Below are 21,217 nucleotides of genomic sequence, written 5' to 3'. Positions count from 1 at the left end.
AATGTTCGCCGATCAGTAGTCGTAGGTAACCGAGAACCGCATCGTGCGCGGCGGCGTGGTGAACGTCGGCTGGCCGTAGTAACTGTTCACGTACACCGTGTTGGAGGCGCCGTCATAGGAAGTCGGGAACGACGGCTGAACCTGTGTGGCTCGCTGCTGGTTCAGTGCGTTGAACACGTCCAGGTTGAAACCCAGTTTGTTGTCTGCGAACGCCGGGTGGTAATGCACACCCAGGTTGAGCAGTTCCGTCCACGGCGTGTGGCCGTTCGAGCCCGGCGTCACGCGCTTGCCGTTGCACCAGTGGTAATTGCCGCTACCGCCGTTGTTGTAGCCAGTAGGGTCTCCATTGCCATCGGGACCGAAGTAACCCAGACATTCCTTGGGTGCCCCGGACTGGGCAAGCAAGGTAGCCGAGAGCAGCCATTCCGGTGCGATCTGATAATCGCCACGGAAGCGCAGCTGGTGCGTGCGCACGTTGATGAGGTCGCCGTACTGGCCGTCCATCAGCTGCCAGCTGTCCCAGTCCTCGGTCTTGGAAATGTCGCCTTGGCCGAAGTCGGAACGTACCTGGCCTTCGGTATTGCCGAAGCCACGGCTGTAGGTGTAGTCGATGCGGCCATACCATTTGCCGTCGAACGGATGCTCCAGGTACAGGTTCAGTGAGCCGTACTTGCGCACCGCGCCGCGGGTGAAGCCCCAGTCCTTCGTGGTCATTGGCACGTTCACCCGGCTGCTGCCGTCATCGGACACCACCAGCATGTTGTTGGTCATGCCCGGGTTGAACAGGCGACAATACGAGGCGCCATACAGCGAATTGGAGTATTCGCCCGGATTGAGCCCCATACTGGTCATCTTGGTGGCGATCTGGCCCGGCGAGCATTCGTCGTCGATGGCGGCCTTCAGGTCGCGCCACATGGCCTTGGCGCCATACACCCAACTGCTACCCAGCTTCTTGTCGAAGCCGACGATGAACTCGTCCTCGTACTCCGGTTTCAGGTTGCGCGCGGCGACCTGTTGCGGATCCTTGGGAGCACCGTTCTCGCCATCAGGTGAGGCGTACGGCGTGCAATTGCTCGGATCCGCGGGCTCGCCAGTAGCGGGATCGATCGTGGTGTAATGGCAGTGCGAGACCAGGAAGGTGGAAACGTTGGCCGCGCGCTCAGCCGCATTGTTGGGCAGCGCCAGGTAGTAACGACCGGCGTTGCCGTAGACCTTGAACGAGGAATCGCCGAACACGTCCCAGCTCGCTCCGATACGCGGCTCCCACTGATTCTTCTCGTCGACGAACGCCTGCCCCAGGTTGTTGTTGTTGGTGAAGTGGTCGTTGCGCAAGCCGATGGACAGCAGGACGTTGGAAGCCACTTGCCAGTTGTCCTGCAGGTACCAGGCCTTCTGCGAGGTCGACATGCTGGTGGCCCAGCCGATGTTGCGCTTGTCGACCCGGTGACTGCCATCTGCATAGACTGTCGGGTAATAGCGCCAGTAGAAGTCCTGCGACGGATTGAACGGATTGAACTGACTCGGGCCTTGGTCCGTGGCCGTCAGGTACATGTTGTCCATACCCACCATCAGGTCGTGGCCACCCAACTTGTAGTCGAAGTCCACGCGCAGGCCGCGGCTGGCATTCTTGGCACCCGGCATGGTCCAGGTCGTGTTGGTCTGGGCATTGTGCGGGTGGCTGCCGTCGGGCAACGTTGCGTAGGATGTCTGCGACAGGAAGGGCAGCGGGCTGGTGTTGCCGTAAACCACCGGATCCTGGAAATGGGCCTTGCCGGCCAGGATGCTCAGCGTGGCCGCGTCGGTGATATAGCTGGTGAAATGGGCAATGTAGAACTGCGCATTGTCCTTGGTGACGTCGCCCTTGCTGGAGAAGGCGCCCTTCTTCAGGGTGTCGTAATTGAAGTCGTAGTACGAGCCGCCACCATTGGAGGTGTTGTTGCGCAACGTGGTCAGTTCCAGCACGTTGTTGTCGGTGATGTTCCAGTCCAGCTTGGCGTAGATCTTGGTCTGCTTGTCTTGGTACTCCCATACGTTGCCGCTGTCGATGCTGCCGACGCTGGTGCCCTTGCTCTTGGTGGTTTCACCGGCCAGGAAGAAGTACAGCTTGTCCTTGATCAGCGGGCCGCCCAGGTAGGCCGAATACACGGTTTCCCAGGACTTGTTGTCGTTGCGGTAACGGTACAGCGAGCCCGGCTTGGAGGGGTCGTCCGGCTGATAGGTGAGCGTGCCCAGCGGCCCCGGAATGGTCGGATGGCCATAGTGGTAGTTGACCGGATTGCCTTCCAGCGAGCGCGGCTGCCACAGTACCTGACCACCAAAGTGCCACTCGTTGGTGCCGCGCTTGCCCACCTGGTTGATCACGCCGCCGTCGGAACGGCCGTACTTGGCGTCGTAACCGCCGGTCAGAGTTTCCTGCTGCTCGATGGCGCCGTAGGGCAGTTGGAAGCCGCCAAGGTTCTTGTACGGTTCGCCCACGTTGTAGCCGTTCACGTAGTAAGCGTTCTCGGACACGCTGGAACCACCGAAGGACACCAGCGCACCACCGGACGGACCGGTGAAGTAGCTGCTGCCCGGCGTGGTGTTGGGCGCCAGCAACGCGATGGCCTCGGCGCTGTGCGCCACCGGCAGGCGTTTCAGATCGGCCGAAGTGATGACGGTGCTGGAATTGACGCTGCTGACGTCGATGGACGGCAACGCATTGGCTGTCACCGTGACCGCCGACAACTGGGTCGCATTGCTGTTGCCGCCAGCCGTGGCGTTGCTGGTGAAGTCGACGCCGGCGGCGCCGCCAGTGGAGACATAGGTGTCTTTGTGGGTGCTGACGACGGTGCCGTTCTGCTTGAGGGTTACCGTATAGCTGCCTACCGGCAGGTGATCGACGCGGAAACGACCCGTGCTGTCCACCGGCACTTCGCGCGAGATACCCGAACTGTTGCTCACCACCACGGTCTCACCCGACCCTGCGGGCGCCTGTCCCAAGATGCTGCCGACCGTGCTCTGCGCCAGCGCGGCACCAGCAAAACTGAGGCCCAGCGCCACCGCCAGGGCAGTGCGACGCCAACGGAAATTACCGGCGCCGGTACCGGCTCCATTACAAGTAGTCATGTATTTCTCCCCAATAGAGATTGTCGCGAAGGGCGACGAAAAAACGAGGCAGACACTCAAAAACCCGAGTTCGCAATTACTTACCGTAAATACTTGCGAACTCCCTCATGGCTTGATCTACCGCTTCGCAAAATACCTCCGCAAAAACGCATGAGTCAACAAAATTTTTATGTTTGGCCCGGCATGTCGCGATAACACAATGCTATTCATTGCGTAATATCGGCCAGTCTCCGCCATTTGTTGCATATTGCTGCCGGATCTTCGCTATTCGTTACGCATTCCCCCGATCGCTCATCATTCACTCGTTCATGTCCGCAGGTATTTGAGCGCACGCACCAACCGCTCTACCATCCGGCAATGACTGCTTCCACAGACTCATCCGAATATGCGCCCGCCTCCGACACCACCCGGCTCGCCGAGATCCAGGCCATGCTGGAGGCCCGGCTGGTGCGGATTCCCGATGATGTCGCAAGCCTGGTCGAGCTATCGCGCACCCGCTTTCATCGAGGTCATTTCCGCGCAGCAAGTGCCCCTCTGCTGCGCGCCGCCGGCCATTTGCCACACGACGCACCGCAGATTGTTGCGCTGGTTCAGCGATTGATCGCTCAAGGCGAGATCGCCGTTGCCCGGCGCTGCCTGCAACTGCTGGCACAGGCCCCCCAGCCACCCGCTGACATGCTGGCCACCCAAGCCCACCTGCAATTCATGCTGGGCGATCACGACTGGGCCCTGCGCACGATGGCGGCGGCCGTCGACGCCGGCGTTGACGGCCCCGGCGACCTGTTCATGCACGCCATACTGCTGCAGTTCAGCGGCCAGGCGGACGCTACCCATGCCGTGCTGGAACGCTGTCTGGCCCGCTGGCCCGGCTTCGGCGACGCGCTGACGGTCCTCGTCAACCTGCGCAAACAGCGTCCCGAGACCCAGCGTCTGGATTGGATCGCCGCCCGGCTGTGCGAACTGCCCTTGGCCGGCACGCCGGAACAGCGCTTCGTGCGCGCCGAGTTCGAATACGCCCGCTTCAAGACCCTCGACGACCTCGACCGGCGCGACGAGGCCTGGGCGGCGCTGGAGAGCTGCAACGCACTGATGCGGGCGCTCAACCCCTACGACGCAGCGGCCGAGGAACGCGTCACCACGGCGCTGATCGGCATGCCCGTGTCACCATCCGGGCCCGTGCATGCATGCTCGCCGGGCCCGCTGCCGATCTTCATCGTGGGCATGCCGCGCTCGGGCACCACCCTGCTTGATCGCATCCTCTCCAGTCACTCGCAGGTGGCCTCAGCCGGCGAGATCATCGACTTCTGGCGCCAGTTGCACTGGGTGGCGGACGTGCCTCCCGCGCGCAACGCGGGCCTGCTGGAAATCGTCCGCCGCAGCGCACGGATCGACTACCGGGAGCTGGGCGAGCGCTATCTTGCCCAGACCCGCTGGCGCGCGCAGGGCAAGGCCTGGTACGTGGACAAGCTGCCGGCGAACATCCAACTGGTGGGGTTCATCCGGCGCGCGCTGCCGCAGGCGCCGATCCTGCACCTGGTGCGCGACCCCATGGATGTGTGCTTCTCCAACTACAAGGCGCTGTTCGGCAACATCTCCGCCTACAGCTACGGATTGGACTCCGTCGCGCACTACCACAGCCAGTATGCGCGGCTCGCGCGGCATTGGCGCACGGCGCTGCCGGGCACCGTGCTCGACGTGCCCTATGCCGACCTGGTGCAGCGCACCGAAGACACGGTAAGCAAAGTGCTGCAGCATTGCGGACTCACGCTCGAGAACGCCTGCCTGCACCCGGAACACAATGCCGCGCCGGTCGCCACGCCCAGCAGTGCCCAGGTCCGCGAAGCCATCCACCGCCGCGGCCTGGGGCAATGGCAGCGCTACGCCCGCGAACTGGAACCTCTGCGCCGGGCGCTGGCCGAACAGGAAAACGGAGCAGGCTGACCACTGCGCGACTCGCCACAGCCCGGGCCGACATGACTACGTATCCGGCAAGGTTCCGCACCGGTGGTGCCAACCGGGCCGCTGCGCACAAAGGAAAGCCGCCGGACGAATCCGGCGGCTTTCCAATACGCCACGATGCCCGGTCGGGACCGGGCATGCTGCCTGTGCTTACCAGTCGTAAGTCACGCCAAACTGCACGTAGCGAGGCAGCTCGCTGCCCGCCGTGAGCATGTACGTGGACTCCGGTGCGGACGTCAGGCCATAGCCGTAGTCGTACTGGGTCGCGTTCTGCTCGTTGAACACGTTGAAGACCTGCACCTGGAAGCCCAGTTTCTTGCCGGCCCAGAGTGGGCGGTACGCCACTTGCAGGTCGAGCTGGTGCGTCCACGGGGTCCGACCGTTCGCGGCCGGCGGCATCGGCTTGCCACCGCAATAGTGGTAGTCGGTATTGCCGTAGTTGTTGAACTTCGATATCTCGTCCACACCGTAAGCACCCAGGCAGAACTTCGGATAACCCGAGGCGATCCGCAGCTGTGCCCCCACGCTCCACTCCGGCGCCAACTGGTAATAGCCGTAGGCGCGCAGCTGATGCTTCTGGTCGTTGGCCTGCACGCCGCCCGCGTATTCCATGAGCTGACTGAAGTCCCACTGCTCGGTCGAGGACTGCGAGCTGCCGCCCTGGCCGATGCTTGACTGCACCGGTCCCTCGGTATTGCCGTAGCTGCGCGAGAAGGTGTAATCCACCTTGCCGTACCACTTGCCATCGAACGGGTGCTCCAGGTACATGTCCAGCGCGTAGTACTTGCGCTTGAGCTTCTGGAAACCCATTTGCTCACGCGTGATGGTCGCCTCGTCGTAGCCGCCCGCTTCGTTCGCGACGCGAATGACGTTGGTCGCGCCCGGATTGATCAGGTAGCCCCCGTTGAGATCAGAGATCTTCAAGGTCGCCGGGTTGGCGCCCTGGGCGATCAACTGGTTGTAGATGACCTGCTGGTCACCCCAGTCGTCGATCGCACGACCCATGCGGTTGACGATGCCGGTAACACCATAGACCCAGGACGAATTGATCTGCTGCTGCATGCCGAGGACGAACTGGTCCTGGTACTCGGGCTTGAGATTGGTGGCGGCCACGGTCTTGGGATCGATCGGGGTGCCGTCCGAGTTGTTGCTCGGCACCGCGCCGCCCGGGGCGTTGGTGGCGAGCGGATGGATATTCAGCGGCGCACCGGTTTCCGGGTCGATACCCTGGTAGGTGTAGTACTGATTCGTGTAGAGCGGCGCACCGGCGGCGCGCAAGGCAACGCTGGAGGGCATGGCGATGTAGTAGCGGCCCACGTTGCCGAACACCTTCAGGCTCGAATCGCCCAGCACATCCCAGCTGAAACCGAGCCGCGGCGCCCACTGCGGGCTGGTTTCTCTCAGGTAGGCCACGCCGGCCGGGTTGTAGTTGGTGAACTGGTCGTTGCGCAGGCCCAGGTTCAGCAGCAGATTGGGCGTGACCTGCCAGTTGTCCTGGATGTATTGCGCGCGCTGCGCCACCTTGACGGTGGCGCTGGTAACGAAGACGTACTTGGAGACGATATATCCCTGCTCGCCACCCGGCTGGGTATTGGGCGGCGCCACGTTGTAGACGCCAGAGGTTACAGGTTTGCCAGGATCGACCTTGCCGTAATCCCAGGCGAATCCCGGACCTGTCATCGCCTTGCCATCATTGATGTCGATGTCGTTGTCGTTGTCGATGCCGAACTGCAAATCGTGGTCGCCCAGCCTCCAGTCCAGGTCCAGGCGGTAATTGGTGACGCTGGATTTGTGCCTGGGGTTGCTGATGTTGGTACTGGTATTCAGGCTGGTGATGCCGGGACCGCCGTAAAGCGGGTTTTCGTTGCCCGAGCCGAGCACATTCGCAACGTCGGGAGTCAGCCCGGCGATAGGCGGCTGCTCGACGTAGTAGCTATTGTGCATCTTGCCGACCATCGCGCTCATGGTCAGGTTGTCGGTGATGTACGAGGTGTACTTCGCGATCCAGATCTTGGCCGTGTCCTTGCTGTACTGGCCGTAGCTCTGTAGCGCGCCCAGCTTCTTGGTGCCGTAGTCGAAACCGTAGATTTCCGGCGCACTGGTCTGGTACGAATTCTGGATACCGGTCAGCGAGAGGATGTTGTTCGCGTTGATGTTCCAGTCGAGCTTGGCGTAATACTTCGGCGCCTTGGTCGTGGAGAAGTCTTCCTGGCCACCGCCGGAAGTGATCGGCTGCACGTTGCTGTTGCTGGTCTTGTTCGCCTCGGCGGACAGGAACACGTACAGCTTGTCCTTGATCAGCGGGCCACCCACGTAGGCGTCGTAGACCGTGTTCCAGGTGCTGCTGGCCTGGCGATAGCGGTAGAGATCCCCGGGCTCCTGGCCCGGCGTGGTCGAGCGCGGATTCGCATAGTGGTAATTCACATAGTTTGCTTGCGCAAACGCCGGTTGCCACAGCACCTGGCCGCCGAAATGCCACTGGTTGGTACCGCTCTTGCCGACCTGGCTGATCACGCCGCCAGCGGAACGGCCGTATTTCGCGCCATAGCCGCTGGTCAATGTCTGCTGCTGATCGATGGAGCCGTAGGGCAAGGTGATGCCGCCCGTATCCGAAAGCGGATCGGTCGTATTGAACCCGTTGATGTAGTAGGCGTTTTCGACCACCGTCGAACCGCTGAAGGAGACCAGCGGATCGCCCATCGGACCGCTGCCCAGCCGCGCCGCGCCCGGGGTTGTTCCCGGGGCCAGCAGCGCGATGGAGCCTGCCGAACGCGCCACCGGCAGCCGCGCGAGTTGCTCGGAGGTGATGGTGGTGTTCTGGGTGGTCGAGGTGACGTCGATCGCCGGCAAGGCATTGGCCTGAACCGTCACCGCCGCAAAATTCTTGGCGTTGACGCCCTCGGCACCGGCGCCGGCGTCGGTGAAGTCGGCTTCCAGCGCGCTGCCCGCCTGCGGGCTGACGTGTTCATGCGTCTGCACGACCTGGCCGCCCTGCAGCAGGTTCACCGTATACGTGCCCACCGGGACGGTAAGGGAGTAATGGCCCGACGTCCCGACCGGCACGGTGCGGCTGAAGCCCGCGCCACCCGTGACCTGGACTTCGGCGCCGGCGGTGGCCGTGCCGAAAATGGTGCCGGTCGTGGCTTGCGCGAGTACCTGCCCCGACAAGCCGAAACCCGTGGCAATGGCCAAGGCCAGTGCCGTGCGCTGCACATGTTTCCCCCCGGACATGCGCGTGACTTTTTTGATATTCATGAAATTGATCCCACCGGTTGAAGGAACACCATCCGGAACCCGGAGGCGCGATTGCGGTGTACGTCATGACGGGCCGGACAGACCGGCCATGCGTCATGGCCGCGGTACGACCTCGTACTTCCCCCGGTCGCGTGAGCGATGGAAGGCGTACGGACAGATCGATGGATCGGACCCGTCAGGCGCCCGATGCAAATTTCAATCGATCTAATTCGAGACTAGGCCATCCCGTAACAAAATTTCAACGATACAAGTCTCGTTTTGTCACACTTCCGCGAAAACCTGCGTCTTCGACGCATCAGACGCCATTGCGGCGTCCGGAACACGGCCCGGCTTCACCCGTCACGAAAGGCCGGCGGATACCCGGCTCATTCGCCCTCGATATCTTCCTCGAAGCGCAGATGCTTCACGCTGCGCCCGTTGCGGCGCACCAGCTTCAGCGCCTCGATGCCGATGCGGATATGCGATTCGACGAACTGCGTGGTCACGCTGCGGTCGCTGGCCTCGGTCTTCACGCCTTCGGGGATCATCGGCTGGTCGGAGACCAGCAGCAGCGCGCCACATGGAATGCCGTTGGCAAAGCCGGCGGCGAAGATGGTGGCGGTTTCCATGTCCACCGCCATGCAGCGGGTGCGGCGCAGGTAATCCTTGAACTGGTCGTCGTGCTCCCATACGCGGCGGTTGGTGGTGTAGACGGTGCCGGTCCAGTAGTCGTGGCCGAGGTCGCGGATCATGGTGGAAACGCCGCGCTGCAGCTGGAACGCGGGCAGCGCCGGCACTTCCGGCGGCAGGTAGTCGTTGCTGGTGCCCTCGCCGCGGATCGCCGCGATCGGCAGCACCAGGTCGCCGATCTGGTTCTTCTTCTTCAGGCCGCCACACTTGCCCAGGAACAAGGCCGCCTTCGGCCGGATCGCACCGAGCAGGTCCATCACGGTGGCCGCGTTCGGGCTGCCCATGCCGAAATTGATCAGGGTGATGCCGTCGGCGGTGGCGTTGGGCATGGGGCGATCGCGCCCCTGCACTTCCACCCCGTGCCACTCGGCGAACAGGTCCACGTAATGGCCGAAGTTGGTGAGCAGGATGTGCTCGCCGAACTGTTCCAGCGGCGTGCCGGTATAACGCGGAAGCCAGTTGGAAACGATCTCTTGCTTGTCTTTCATGCGCAGGCTCTGGAGGCGACGCAACGATCTTTCGTTGCGCGTTACCGGCGACGCCACGCCGGCGAGATGCCAAAAGATGGTACTCATCATAGGCGGTGACCCTGCGGCCTCGCCAGCCCCGGCGACAACCGTCCGGCGCGAGCACCCTTCCATTTTTCCGAGTTCCCCGCGCGACACCCCATGCTATGTTCGGCCTGCCGATCAACGGAGACCGAATCATGCGCATGGGGTTGGCGATCGACGCATCCTGCGATTTGCCGCAGGCGTTCCTGCAGAAGCACGACATTGCGATCATGCCCATCGCGGTACGCGTGGACAACGACACGTTCAAGGACGACCGCGCGCCGGCCGAGGTCCAGCGATTCCTCGACCTCAAGCTGGGCAGCCGCAGCCACTCCGCCGAAACCGAGCCCTGTTCGGTCGAGGACGTGCAGAAGCTGTTCCTGGAGAAGCTGGTGCTGGAGCGGGACTGCGTGTTCTGCCTCACCATCACCGCCACGCGCAGCCCGATCAACGAGCACGTGAACAAGGCCAGCTTCGGGGTGTTGAAGAACTATCGCAGCGTGCGCGAACCGGCCGGCATCAGTGGCCCCTTCCTGATGCGGATCATCGACACGCGCACCATCTTCGCCGGCTCCGCCCCGGCCGTGTACGAAGCCACCCGCCTGATCGCTGCCAATGAACAACCCGCGGCGATCCGCGAGCGACTGGCCCACGTCGCCAACAATTCCTACGGCTACATGCTGCCGCGCGACCTGTACTACCTGCGCGCCCGCGCCAAGAAGAAGGGCGACAGCAGCGTGGGCCTGTTCAGCGCCGTGCTCGGCTCCACCCTGGACATCAAGCCGATCCTGCGCGGCTATCGCGGCGAAACCGGGCCGGTCGGCAAGGTCCGCGGCTTCGAGCACGGCACCGAAGTGCTGTTCGGCTACGCCGCCAAGCGCGTGCATGCCGGCCTGATGGTGCCGATGGTCTGCGTGAGCTATGGCGGTGATCTCGCCGAACTGCCGAAACTGCCCGGTTACGAACGCCTGCGCGCAGCCTGCGCGGAATGCAACGTCGAGCTGATGGAGGCTCCGATGAGCATCACCGGCATGGTCAATGTCGGCGAAGGCGCGGTGACGCTGGGTTTCGCCGCCGAGGAACACGTGGCCGAATTCTGAGTCCGGCGCCCGATTGCCCTGCAGGTTCGCCGCCGGCTTAGAATCAGCGGCATGACACGTCGTGGCCTGCTGTTCCTGCTGCTCCTGTCCGTTGCCCCGGCGGCGGCGGGCACCACGGTCTACAAGTGCACCGGCCATGACGGCAAGGTGAGTTACCAGGGCATGCCCTGCTCCGCCATGCAGCGGCAGAAGACCCTGACGCTCCGCGACCGGCAGCCCACTCCAGCGCCGGCTCCGGCGGCACCCGTGGCCGACACGCCGGCACCGGCGCCGGCCATCGCCGCACCGCCACCGCCACCCTCTCGCCCGGCCGCGCCACTGCCGCTGATGTACCGCTGCGTGCGCGCCACCGACGGCACCACCTACCTCAGCTCCGGCCAGCCCGCGCCCTACCTCGCGCCGCTGGGCATGCTCGGCATCGTGCCCTCCTCACTGGCGCAAACCTATAGCGGCGCCAACCACATGGGCCACGGCAAGGTCACGGCAGGCCTGGTCGCCAACAACTACACCTGGGTGCAGGACCGTTGTCGCGAGCTCAGCCCAAGCGAAACCTGCCAGGCCCTGCACGACGACTGGGATGCCAACGAAGACAAGCTGCGCCGCGCCTTCAAGAGCGATCAGCCGCCCTTGCTCAAACGCGAGGCCGAACTGCGCGCGCAACTCACCAACTGCTGAAACCGGCCGCCACTTCGGCCGCCCGGCACACGCCTGGTCAATGTTTGCGCAATGCGTGGCAAGTAACCGTTCGGCAACGCCATTGGCGAGTTGTCCACAGGCTTGCCACCAGGCTTTCCCCAGCGCCTGTGGAAAACACCGCGTCCTCGTTTCTAGAAACCGAAATTGAGAAAGCCGCCATCCACCGCCAGCACCTGGCCGGTGATGTAGCTGGCCGCGGGCAGGCACAGGAAGGCAATCGCCGACGCCACTTCCTCCGGCTCGCCGATGCGCTTGAGCGGCGTGCGCTCCAGCACTTCTTCCAGGTAATCCTCGTCGGCCAGGGCGGGGTCGGTGCGCTGGGTACGGATGTACCACGGCGCCACCGCATTGACGCGAATGCCGTCCACCGCCCATTCGGCGGCGAGATTGCGGGTGAGCTGGTGCAGCGCGGCCTTGGTCATGCCATACGGCGAGCCGGTGCGCACATGGGTGAAGCCCGACACCGAGCCCACGTTGACGATGGCTGCATTGGCATGCTGCACCAGTTGCGGATGCGCCAGCCGGCACATCTCGTAGGCGGAGAACAGGTTCTGCTCGAAGATCTCGCGATAGTCGTTCGCGGCGTAATCGAGCGTAGCCATCGGTCGATTGCCACCGGCATTGTTGACCAGCAGCGACAGCGGCGCGCCCAGGTCGGCCACCCAGTCGAACACCGCCAGCCGGTCTTCCGCCTCGGCCAGGTCGGCGCCGAAAGCGAAGACGTCGATGCCGGGGAAATCATCGGCCAGGTCCAGCCGCACCTGTTCGAGATAGTCCTCGTCGCGCGCCACCAGCAACAGGTTCGCGCCCAGTGCCGCCAGTTCGCGCGCGGCGGCGTAACCGATACCCTTGCTGGCACCGGTGATCAATGCGGTGTGGCCGTGCAACTGCCACGCGTTGATGCGGCTGTTCATGCGCCGAAGCTTACACGATGACTTGCCCGGTGCATCGCATGGCGCAACACTTCCGCCATCATCCAGCGGGGAGTTCGTCATGAAGGTCGTGTTGCCATTGCTGTGCCTGTGCCTGCTGGCCGCCTGCTCGGACAAACCGCCCGTGCCGCAGGCTGCCGCGGCCAGTCAGGCCCATGCCGCCTCCGTCGCCACACCATGGGATGCGATGAAGCAGGACGAACAGCGCGCGAAGGATGTGCAGAAGATCGTCAACAAGCAGGCCGAACAGCAGCGCAAGCAGATCGAGGCACAATCGCAGTAACGCACCATTTGGACGTCTTGACGTCCATCGTCTTGCCAGTCGGCACGTTTGCGGGCATCGTGCCGGAATGAACGCCCACCCTTCCGCACACGCCATCACCCCCGACACGCCACTGCTGGACATCGACGCAGCCAGCGTGTTGCGCGGTGAACGCCTGATCCTCGACCACCTGAGCCTGCGCATTGCCCCTGGCCAGCACACCGCGATCCTTGGTCCCAACGGCTCGGGCAAGTCCACCCTGGTCAAGCTGATCGCACGCCAGATCTATCCGCTGGCGCGCCAGGATGGCCGCGGACAGGTCCGCGTGTTCGGCCGCGAGCGCTGGAACGTGGCCGAGCTGCGCGGTTTGCTCGGCATCGTCTCGCCGGCGGTGCAGCTCGATTACACCAGCGACACGCCAGTGGAAGTGTTCGACGCGGTGGTCTCCGGCTTCTTCGCCGCGCGCGGACTGGGTCTGGACCATCGCGTCACCGAAGCCATGCGCGAGCGCGCGCATGAAGCATTGGAGCAACTCGATGCCAGCCACCTGACCGGCCGCGAGATGGCCTCCCTGTCCACCGGCGAGGCGCGCCGCGTGCTGATCGCCCGCGCACTGGTGCATCGCCCGCGCGCACTGCTGCTGGACGAACCCTGCGCCGGCCTCGACCTGGCCAGCCGCCGCCGTTTCCTGGAGAGCCTGCGCACGCTCGCCCGCGGCGGCACCACGCTGCTGCTGGTCACCCATCACATCGAGGAAATTCTGCCGGAAATCGACCATGTGGTGCTGCTGAACGACGGCCGCGTACTGCAGCAAGGCAACAAGGCCGCCACCCTCACCGACACCGCCCTCACCGCCACCTTCGGCATGCCGGTCCACGTGCACCGTCGTGGCGACTGGCATGCCGCCACGCTCGATTGACTGTTCAGCCACTCAACGGTCAACCCACCGCTTTTGCTCGTTACTCTTGCGCGGACCGAGACATTCTTCGAAAGAAATGTCGTCTTGATTGAAGTGCCTCGGATGCATGCCGCCACCTATGGTGACGGGGTTCCGTCCGCCTGCCGGCAGCCGGGTTCATTTTCTCGCTTGTCCGAGAAAACGGAACCAAAAGAGGGACACCCTGCGTTCGCGCCCACCGGCTCTGCGAGCCGGCGGGTCCGCGCCCGGCTACGGGGGTTCGCCGACAGGGCATCCTGCCCTGGCGTCGAACTGGCTGGCATCCATGCCAGCCACCCTGCGGGCCTTGTCCTTCGCCGCGCGCCGCTTCTCGAAGGGATGGAAAACGGTGAAGCCTTGCGACAATGACATGGCAACGTTGAATCGTACGAAGCGCATGGGATCAGCCCGGCTGACGAGCCGCTTTGCAGCCACCCCCTGCCGCCACAAGCAAGTGAGCCATCCCGCAATCCCCAACCGGCACACGCCGCTTAATGCGGCGTGCAAAAACAATACGCATACACATTCGGCTTGCCCGGCTCGGCCCGCCGCAGCAGCGCCAGGTCCGGCGCCATGGCATTCACCTGCGCCACCCATCGCGGCAGATGGATGCCATAACCCTGCAGTGTGGTCACCATCGCGTTCTGCTTCATGCTGATCAGGAAACGCTCGAACGTGCTCAGCGGCGCCTCTTCGTAACGCACCGGGTAACCCGACGCGAGCTTGGCCAGCTTGGCCGCTTCGCCGATTGCGTCATCGAGACCACCGAGCTGATCGACCAGACCGCGTTGCAACGCCTGTCGACCCGTCCACACGCGGCCCTGGGCGATCGCGTCGATGGCATCGAAACTCTTGCCGCGCGCCTTGGCCACGCCGCCGACGAAATCGCGGTAGCCCTTGTTGATGATCGCCTGGATCACCGCGCCGACCTTGGGATCGAGCGGCCGGGTGATGTCGAACGCGCCGGCCATCGGGCCGGTGGCGACGCCGTCGCTGGCGATGCCGAGCTTGGCCAGCGTACCGGGCACCGAGTAGTACATGCCGAAGATGCCAATCGAGCCGGTGATGGTGTTCGGCTCGGCCATGATGCGGTTGGCGTTCATCGAGATCCAGTAGCCGCCGCTGGCCGCCACGTCGCCCATCGACACCACCACCGGAATGCCGGCGGCGCGGGTCAGTGCCACTTCGCGGCGGATCTGCTCGGCGGCATACACCTCGCCACCGGGCGAGTCCACGCGCAGCACCAGCGCACGGGTGTGCTTGTCCTCGCGCGCAGCGCGGATCAAGGCCGCGGTGGATTCGCCGCCGATCGATCCCGGTGGCCGTCGACCGGCACCGATATCGCCTTCGGCGACCACCACCGTCACGCCCGCGGCGAAGGCATTGCCCTGGTGCGGGAGATCGGCGACGTATCGCGCCAGACCCACCTCGCGAATGCCGAAGCCTTTCTTGCCGGCGGGCACGCCCTGCTTGCGCAGCATCTCGATCAGCTGGGCGCGGGTGGCGGTGCCGTCGATCAAGTGTTCGTCCAGCGCCAACTGAGCGAGGTCGCCGTTGGTCGTCGCGATCTTGGCCGGCAAGTCGTCGATGTCGGCGCGCAGCGCGGCCGGATCGATCTTGCGCAGCTTCGCCACCTCGTCGATGTACTCGTCCCACAGGCCGCCCATCCAGAAGCTGTCGGCTTCCTTCGAGGCCGGTGACGCGTGGTCGAGGATGTAAGGCTCGGCCGCACTCTTGAACTGGCCGACGCGGAACAGGTGCACCTGCACGCCCAACTTGTCGAGCAGGTCCTTGTAGAACAGCCGGTAATTCGCCAGCCCGGTGATCATCAGCTCGCCCTTCGGATCGAGCAGCACGCGGTCGGCATGCGCGGCCAGGTAATACTGGTATTGGTCGAGGCTGGGCGACCAGGCGATCACCGGCTTGCCGCTGGCACGGAAGCGATCCAGCGCCGCGCCCACTTCGCGCAAGGCGGCAAAACCGCCGCTGTGCAACTGGCTGGCGTCCAGCACGATGCGGGTGATGCGCGAGTCTTTCGCCGCCGCGTCGATCGCACCGACCAGGTCACGCAACTGCACCTGTTTCGGAGCCTCGCCGGACAGGCCGGCCAACGCCCGCTGCAACGGCTCGACGCTGTATTGCTCCACCAGTTGCCCGCGCGGTTGCAGCACCAGCACGCTGTGATCGACCACCTCCTGCCCCGCATGCCGCCCCGCATACAGGCCCAGCACCAGCAACAGCAGCAAGCCGAGCAGGCCGAAGAACACCACGTTGATGATGACCAGCCGCACCCCATTGATGCCGCGCCCGAACACGCGCAGGAAAGCCCAGAATCCATTCGGCTGGCGCGGTTGGCGCAGCGGCGGTGGTGATGTCATGCCGGTAGTCCCTGTGGTTTGCCGGCCAGCGTAGCGGTTCGCGCGACGGCCGTCATGGGGCTGCCGGGAAACCGGGGTGCCGGCGACATGCCGGGCTTCGGCTCATGCGTGGATGCGCCGGCTCACAAGCTCGGCGCGATATACGGCAAGTCATCCAGCCGGCTCTCGCCGACGAAGTGCGGATGCCGCGAACTGCGCCAGAAGCGCACGAACAGCAGCACCGCCGCCACGCTCAAGCCCGCGATCAGGCCCATCCACATGCCGCGCGCGCCCAGCCCATGGTGGAACGCCAGCCACCAGCCCGTGGGCATGCCCACCACCCAGTAGGCGAACAGGGTGATCGCCATCGGCACGCGGGTGTCTTTCAACCCGCGCAAAGCCCCGTTGGAGACCACCTGGATGCCATCGGAAAGCTGGAACAGTCCGGCCAGCACCAGCAGTTGCGCGGCCAGGCCGATCACCCTGGGGTCATGCGTGTACAGCGAGGCGATGAAATGCGGCACGCTGAGCATCACCCCGGCCGACACCAGTTGCGTGACCAGGGTCAGGCCGATGCCGCAGAAACCCGCATAGCGCACGCCGGCCGGATCGCCACGGCCCACCGCATTGCCCACCCGCACGGTGATCGCCATCGCCAGCCCCAGCGGGATCATGAAAAACAGCGAGGCCACGTTCAGCGCCACCTGATGGCTGGCCGCCACGTCTTCGCCCAGCGTACCCATCAGCAGCGCCGCACCCACGAACAAACTGGCCTCGGCCAGCAGCGTCACCGCCATCGGCAAGCCGATGTGCAACAGGTGCCCGATGCGTTCCCACTTCGGCCATTCGAAGCCGTCCAGCAGGCCCAGCCCGTGATAGTCGGAATGTCGCAGCACATACGTGGCAAAGCCCAGCATTTCCAGCCACAGCACCGTGGCGGTGGCGATGCCGCAACCACGCGCGCCCTGCGGCGGCAGGCCCAGCTTGCCGAACATGAACACGTAACCCAGCGGCACCAGCAGCACCAGCCCGCCGAGGCTGAAATACATCGACGGTCGCGTCAGCGACAGGCCTTCGGACAATCCACGAAACGCGAAGTAGCAGGTCAGCGCCGGCGCGCCCCAACTGATCGCGTGCAGGAATTCGCCCACCGAGCGATACAGGGTCGGGGTCACGCCGATCAGCTGGATCAGCGGTTCCGCATGGCGTACCGCAAACCACAGCAGCACGCCCAGGATCAGCGCCAGCCACAACGACTGGCGAAACACCGCGCCGACCTCGCTGCGCCGCCCCGCACCATCAAGCTGCGACACCGACGGCGGCACCGACATCATCACGCCGATGCCGCTGACGATCGCCAGCGACCAGATGCTGGCGCCCACCGCCACCGCGGCCATCACGTGCGCGCTGTAATGCCCGGACAGCATGGTGTCGATCACGTTGCTGCCGATGGCGGCGAGCTGGGCCAGGATCAGCGGCAAGGCCAGGCGCACGGTGGCGCCGATCTCGCGCGCGATGCGGGCACGATCGGGACGGAAGGACTTCATGGACAAGGTATACCTCGGTGGGCGGGCATTGTACCCGAGCCATCGGTCATGGCTGTCCCGCACGTCGGCTTGTGCCAAGATCCCGCGCTGAGCCGCATGGGGATGGGGAATGAAGGAACTGACGTCGTTCGAAGGCCTGCACTGCGCCAATTGCGGCGAGCCGCTGCAGGGCGAGTTCTGCCATCACTGCGGCCAGTCGGTGCACAGCGTGCTGAAGCCGATGCACCACATGGTCGAGGAAACCGTCGAGACGGTGCTGCACATCGACAGCCGCATCCTGCACACGTTGCCCGCGCTGTTCCTGAAGCCGGGCTTCCTGACACTGGAATATTTCGCCGGCCGCCGCGTGCGCTACATCGCGCCGTTCCGGCTGATGTTCGTGTTGTGCCTGCTGGTGTTCTTCGTGCTGCACCTGGCTACCACGGAATTCGTCTCGCACACGCTCGGTCAATACCAGTCCGAGGTATTGCACGACGGCAGCAAGGACTTTGCGCACGCCGACAGTGCCACCGCCGTGCGCGACAGGCTCGATGACCAGTTGAATGCCCTCAACGCCGTGCAAATCTACGGCGACAGCGACATGGCCGCCCAGGCCGTCCAGGCCAAGCAACGCCTGCGTGAGGCCGCCAACCGGCGGCTGGCCGAATTGCACGCCCCACCGTTGGCCGTGCCGTCCAGCGCGCCGAAAGCCGCGGATGAATCCGCGCGTCTCAAACCGATACAACCGATCCGGCTCGGCTGGCTGCCCGACTTCGCCAACCGGCGCCTGACGGCCATGGCGCAGCACGTCGTCGACAACTTGCATCTCTACAAGCACGGCGATGCGGTCAGCCGGGAAGCGGCCAGGCAGCGCATGCTCAATGGCATCTTCGGCAAGCTGCCGGGAGCGATGCTGGTTCTGGTGCCGATCTTCGCGTTGCTGCTGAAGCTGTTCTACGTGTTCAAGCGACGGCTCTACATGGAGCACCTGATCGTGGCCCTGCACAGCCAGGCCTTCCTGTTCCTGTGGCTGCTGCTGTGCATCTTGCTCACCGTGTTCGCCCACTGGCTGGAGCCGCACGCGCTGTGGACCACCTGGCCGCTGAACTGGCTGGGACGGATTCTGCTGCTGTGGGCGCCCGTTTACCTGTTTCTGATGCAGAAGCGCCTGTACCGGCAAGGCTGGCTGATGACATGGCTGAAATATTGGTGCATCGGGTGGTGCTACCTCTTGCTGCTGGGTCTGGTGCTGACCATGGCGGCGATACTCGGCGCGGCCCAGTGAGTGAGGCTCTTCCCAATGGCTGTCGCGCGGGGTTTTGCACAGCAGCAATGTCTTGACATCCACGCTTGTCAAGTCTTGCTGCAGCCTGAATCCATGCTCGGGCGCATTTTTCAAAGCATTGAAAATAAACACTATTTATTCGTGACTAAAACTTGTCCACGCCGTCCAAAGGTCCGTAGCCACGCGCTTCGGGGCATGCTCTCCACGTTGCATCCACAGACTTATCCACAGCAGCTGTGGATAAGCGGAAAACCTGTAAGAGGTTAGTCACTTACCCGCCTTTCCTGGAGTTTTCGGCAACAGGCCCCGGCAAGCGCCCGCCGGATCGATCTTCAGCTGCAGGATCGGGCTGCAGCCGTCAGTGGCTGTCCACGCGATACACTGGACCGCCACGAGGTTCGCATGCCAGCCGTACTCCGCGTCGCCCTGCCGGTTCCCCTGCCCAGCCTGTTCGACTACCTGCCGCCCGCCACGGGCCAGGCGGTGCCGGGCAGCCGCGTGCTGGTGCCGTTCGGGCGGGGCAAGGCGGTGGGCGTGGTGGTCGACGTGGCGGCGGACAGCGCGATCGGCAAATCGCGGCTCAAGCCTGCGATCCAGGCGCTGGACGACGCGCCACTGCTCGATGCCGAACTGATGCGCAGCCTGGCCTGGGCCGCCGACTACTGGCTCGGCGCCCCCGGCGAGGCCTACGCCAACGCGCTGCCGCTGGCCTTGCGCGAACCTCGCCCACTCCCCGATACCCGCGACGAAACCTGGGCACTGACCGTGTCCGGTCAGAGCGCACTGGACGCCGGCAGTCGCCGCGGTGGCAGTCGCGACCTGTTGCAGGCGCTGGTCGCCATGCCGCTGGCGGCCACCGAATTGAGCGAGCGCCTGCCCGGTTGGCGCACCGCCGCTCGCCGACTGGCACCGGCCGGGCTGATCGAACGCGTCGCTGCACGTTCCGTCGCCACCACCGTCACCACCGCCCCCGCCCTGAACGACGAACAGCAGGCCGCAGTCGCCGCCGTGGCCAGCATGCTCGGCCAGTTCCAGCCTTTCCTGCTCGACGGCGTCACCGGCAGCGGCAAGACCGAGGTCTATCTGGCGCTGATCGCCCAGGCATTGGCGCAAGGCCGGCAGGCGTTGCTGCTGGTGCCCGAGATCGGGCTGGCGCCGCAAACCGTGCGCCGCCTGCGCGAACGGCTGGGCGTACCGGTGGAAGTGCTGCATTCCAACCTGTCCGAGGGCGACCGCGCGCGCGCCTGGCTGCGCGCGCGCAACGGCGAAGCGCGGGTCATCCTCGGTACCCGCTCGGCGGTGTTCACGCCATTGCCGCAGGCCGGCATCCTGATCGTGGACGAGGAACACGACGGCGCCTACAAACAGCAGGACGGCTTCCGCTACCACGCGCGCGACCTCGCCGTGGTGCGCGCCCGCGCACTGGGCGTGCCGGTGCTGCTGGGCTCGGGCACGCCGTCGCTGGAATCGCTGGCCAACGTCGTCGCCGGTCGCTATCGGGGATTGCACCTGCGTGCGCGCCCCGGCGCGGTCCGACCGCCGCAGGTGCAGATCGTGGACATGCGCGCGCAGCGTCTCGAACATGGCTTGTCGCCCACCCTGCTCAGCGCGGTGGCGGACACGGTGGCGCGCGGCGAACAGGTGCTGGTGTTCAAGAACCGGCGCGGTTACGCCCCGGTACTGCTGTGCTACCAGTGCAGTTGGCACGCCGACTGCCCGCGCTGCGAACGGCCCATGACTTTGCATGTCGGCCGGCGCCAGCTGATCTGCCATCACTGCGACCGCCGCGCACCGGTACCGACGGTCTGCCCGTCCTGCGGCGCGACGGAGCTGAAGCCGCAAGGCCAGGGCACCGAGCGGCTGGAAGAAGCGCTGACCACGCAATTCCCCACCGTGCCGGTGCTGCGCATCGATCGCGAAACCACCCGCCGTCGCGACACCTTCGAACAGTTGCTCGACGGCCTGCGCAACGATGCGCCCGCCATCCTGGTCGGCACCCAGATGCTGGCCAAGGGCCACGACCTGCCCAACCTCACCCTGGTCGCCATCGTCGGCGTGGACGAAGGCCTGCTCAGCGTGGATTTTCGCGCTGGCGAACGGCTGGCGCAGACCGTGGTGCAGGTGGCCGGACGCGCCGGACGCGCGGCGAAACCCGGTCGCGTGCTGTTGCAAACCCATCATCCCGATCATCCGCTGCTGCGCCAGTTGCTGGCCCAGGGCTACGCCGCCGCTGCGCAGGAACTGCTGGCCGAGCGCCGGCTGGCCCTGCTGCCGCCGTTCAGTCATCAGGCGCTGCTGCGGGCCGAGGCGCACCAGCGCGGCCACGTCGATGCGTTCCTGCATGCGGCCAACGCCGCATTGCCGGCAGGTCACCCGCTGCAGGTCGCCGGCCCGATGCCGGCGCCGATGCCGCTGCGCGCCGGTCGTCATCGCGGCCAATTGCTGCTGGAGGGCGACAGTCGCAGTGCCCTGCACGAGGTATTGCGCGCCTGGCAATCCACGTTGTTCGCGCTGCCCGCGGCGCGACGGGTCCGCTGGTCGCTGGACGTCGATCCGGTCGATCTTTACTGAGCGACGCCATCG

The 21,217-nt window shown here is 64.9% G+C and carries 13 protein-coding genes; 7 read left to right on the top strand and 6 right to left on the bottom strand.

Annotated features, from left to right (window positions below; all coding sequences use genetic code 11):
• Positions 1–12 precede the first annotated feature (12 nt).
• Positions 13–3,105: a TonB-dependent receptor gene (locus AB7849_RS07280; protein WP_369500768.1), complete on the bottom strand. Its 3,093-nt coding sequence runs from the start codon at positions 3,103–3,105 to the stop codon at positions 13–15.
• A 357-nt stretch (positions 3,106–3,462) separates the two neighbouring features.
• Here AB7849_RS07280 and AB7849_RS07275 point away from each other — a divergent pair, with 357 nt between their 5' ends.
• Positions 3,463–5,046: a tetratricopeptide repeat-containing sulfotransferase family protein gene (locus AB7849_RS07275; protein ID WP_008216481.1), complete on the top strand. Its 1,584-nt coding sequence runs from the start codon at positions 3,463–3,465 to the stop codon at positions 5,044–5,046.
• Between the two features lie 168 nt (positions 5,047–5,214).
• Here AB7849_RS07275 and AB7849_RS07270 read toward each other — a convergent pair whose 3' ends face one another.
• Positions 5,215–8,319, bottom strand: a complete 3,105-nt coding sequence (locus AB7849_RS07270; protein ID WP_369500766.1) for a TonB-dependent receptor — start codon at positions 8,317–8,319, stop codon at positions 5,215–5,217.
• A 365-nt stretch (positions 8,320–8,684) separates the two neighbouring features.
• Positions 8,685–9,476, bottom strand: a complete 792-nt coding sequence (locus tag AB7849_RS07265) for an AMP nucleosidase (RefSeq protein ID WP_037102435.1) — start codon at positions 9,474–9,476, stop codon at positions 8,685–8,687.
• A gap of 218 nt (positions 9,477–9,694) precedes the next feature.
• On the opposite strand from AB7849_RS07265, the gene AB7849_RS07260 reads away from it, so the two are divergent.
• Together AB7849_RS07260 and AB7849_RS07255 are read left to right on the top strand one after the other, a co-directional pair.
• On the top strand, positions 9,695–10,639 hold the full coding sequence (locus AB7849_RS07260) for a DegV family protein (RefSeq protein WP_172623993.1): 945 nt from the start codon (positions 9,695–9,697) through the stop codon (positions 10,637–10,639).
• Between the two features lie 51 nt (positions 10,640–10,690).
• Positions 10,691–11,314 carry a DUF4124 domain-containing protein gene (locus AB7849_RS07255; protein ID WP_369500765.1) on the top strand — a complete coding sequence of 208 codons (624 nt, stop codon included), beginning with the start codon at positions 10,691–10,693 and terminating at the stop codon, positions 11,312–11,314.
• Between the two features lie 152 nt (positions 11,315–11,466).
• Here AB7849_RS07255 and AB7849_RS07250 read toward each other — a convergent pair whose 3' ends face one another.
• On the bottom strand, positions 11,467–12,249 hold the full coding sequence (locus tag AB7849_RS07250; RefSeq protein WP_008214217.1) for an SDR family oxidoreductase: 783 nt from the start codon (positions 12,247–12,249) through the stop codon (positions 11,467–11,469).
• Positions 12,250–12,328: 79 nt separating this feature from the next.
• Here AB7849_RS07250 and AB7849_RS07245 point away from each other — a divergent pair, with 79 nt between their 5' ends.
• The gene (locus AB7849_RS07245) at positions 12,329–12,550 is read left to right on the top strand and encodes a hypothetical protein (protein WP_008214215.1); all 222 of its coding nucleotides are present in this window, start codon (positions 12,329–12,331) and stop codon (positions 12,548–12,550) included.
• Between the two features lie 67 nt (positions 12,551–12,617).
• Positions 12,618–13,448, top strand: coding sequence for an ABC transporter ATP-binding protein (locus AB7849_RS07240; protein ID WP_008214212.1), 831 nt, complete (start codon positions 12,618–12,620; stop codon positions 13,446–13,448).
• A gap of 509 nt (positions 13,449–13,957) precedes the next feature.
• Here the strand turns inward: AB7849_RS07240 and sppA are convergent.
• Both sppA and AB7849_RS07230 read right to left on the bottom strand, forming a co-directional pair.
• Positions 13,958–15,844, bottom strand: coding sequence for a signal peptide peptidase SppA (gene sppA, locus AB7849_RS07235; RefSeq protein ID WP_369500763.1), 1,887 nt, complete (start codon positions 15,842–15,844; stop codon positions 13,958–13,960).
• A gap of 122 nt (positions 15,845–15,966) precedes the next feature.
• Positions 15,967–17,370 (bottom strand): MATE family efflux transporter, encoded by a 1,404-nt coding sequence (locus AB7849_RS07230; RefSeq protein WP_008207878.1) that lies wholly within the window; start codon positions 17,368–17,370, stop codon positions 15,967–15,969.
• Between the two features lie 109 nt (positions 17,371–17,479).
• Between AB7849_RS07230 and AB7849_RS07225 the strand changes: the two genes are divergently transcribed.
• Entirely contained in the window at positions 17,480–18,634 is a 1,155-nt protein-coding gene (locus AB7849_RS07225; protein WP_008207876.1) for a DUF3667 domain-containing protein, read from the top strand.
• A gap of 402 nt (positions 18,635–19,036) precedes the next feature.
• Positions 19,037–21,205, top strand: a complete 2,169-nt coding sequence (locus AB7849_RS07220; RefSeq protein ID WP_092702435.1) for a primosomal protein N' — start codon at positions 19,037–19,039, stop codon at positions 21,203–21,205.
• The last annotated feature ends 12 nt before the right edge of the window (positions 21,206–21,217 follow it).

Source organism: Rhodanobacter sp. FW021-MT20, from assembly GCF_041107475.1.
GTDB classification, from domain to species: domain Bacteria; phylum Pseudomonadota; class Gammaproteobacteria; order Xanthomonadales; family Rhodanobacteraceae; genus Rhodanobacter_A; species Rhodanobacter_A glycinis.
The sequence above is the reverse complement of the archived record's forward strand: the minus strand, read 5'-3'. Positions and strand labels throughout refer to the sequence as shown.

Bases quoted from the DNA above. Each gene is read 5' to 3' on its own strand.
- AB7849_RS07280 (WP_369500768.1), bottom strand. From the start codon at position 3,105: ATGACTACTTGTAATGGAGCCGGTACCGGCGCCGGTAATTTCCGTTGG.
- AB7849_RS07275 (WP_008216481.1), top strand. From the start codon at position 3,463: ATGACTGCTTCCACAGACTCATCCGAATATGCGCCCGCCTCCGACACC.
- AB7849_RS07270 (WP_369500766.1), bottom strand. From the start codon at position 8,319: ATGAATATCAAAAAAGTCACGCGCATGTCCGGGGGGAAACATGTGCAG.
- AB7849_RS07265 (WP_037102435.1), bottom strand. From the start codon at position 9,476: ATGAAAGACAAGCAAGAGATCGTTTCCAACTGGCTTCCGCGTTATACC.
- AB7849_RS07260 (WP_172623993.1), top strand. From the start codon at position 9,695: ATGCGCATGGGGTTGGCGATCGACGCATCCTGCGATTTGCCGCAGGCG.
- AB7849_RS07255 (WP_369500765.1), top strand. From the start codon at position 10,691: ATGACACGTCGTGGCCTGCTGTTCCTGCTGCTCCTGTCCGTTGCCCCG.
- AB7849_RS07250 (WP_008214217.1), bottom strand. From the start codon at position 12,249: ATGAACAGCCGCATCAACGCGTGGCAGTTGCACGGCCACACCGCATTG.
- AB7849_RS07245 (WP_008214215.1), top strand. From the start codon at position 12,329: ATGAAGGTCGTGTTGCCATTGCTGTGCCTGTGCCTGCTGGCCGCCTGC.
- AB7849_RS07240 (WP_008214212.1), top strand. From the start codon at position 12,618: ATGAACGCCCACCCTTCCGCACACGCCATCACCCCCGACACGCCACTG.
- sppA (WP_369500763.1), bottom strand. From the start codon at position 15,844: ATGACATCACCACCGCCGCTGCGCCAACCGCGCCAGCCGAATGGATTC.
- AB7849_RS07230 (WP_008207878.1), bottom strand. From the start codon at position 17,370: ATGAAGTCCTTCCGTCCCGATCGTGCCCGCATCGCGCGCGAGATCGGC.
- AB7849_RS07225 (WP_008207876.1), top strand. From the start codon at position 17,480: ATGAAGGAACTGACGTCGTTCGAAGGCCTGCACTGCGCCAATTGCGGC.
- AB7849_RS07220 (WP_092702435.1), top strand. From the start codon at position 19,037: ATGCCAGCCGTACTCCGCGTCGCCCTGCCGGTTCCCCTGCCCAGCCTG.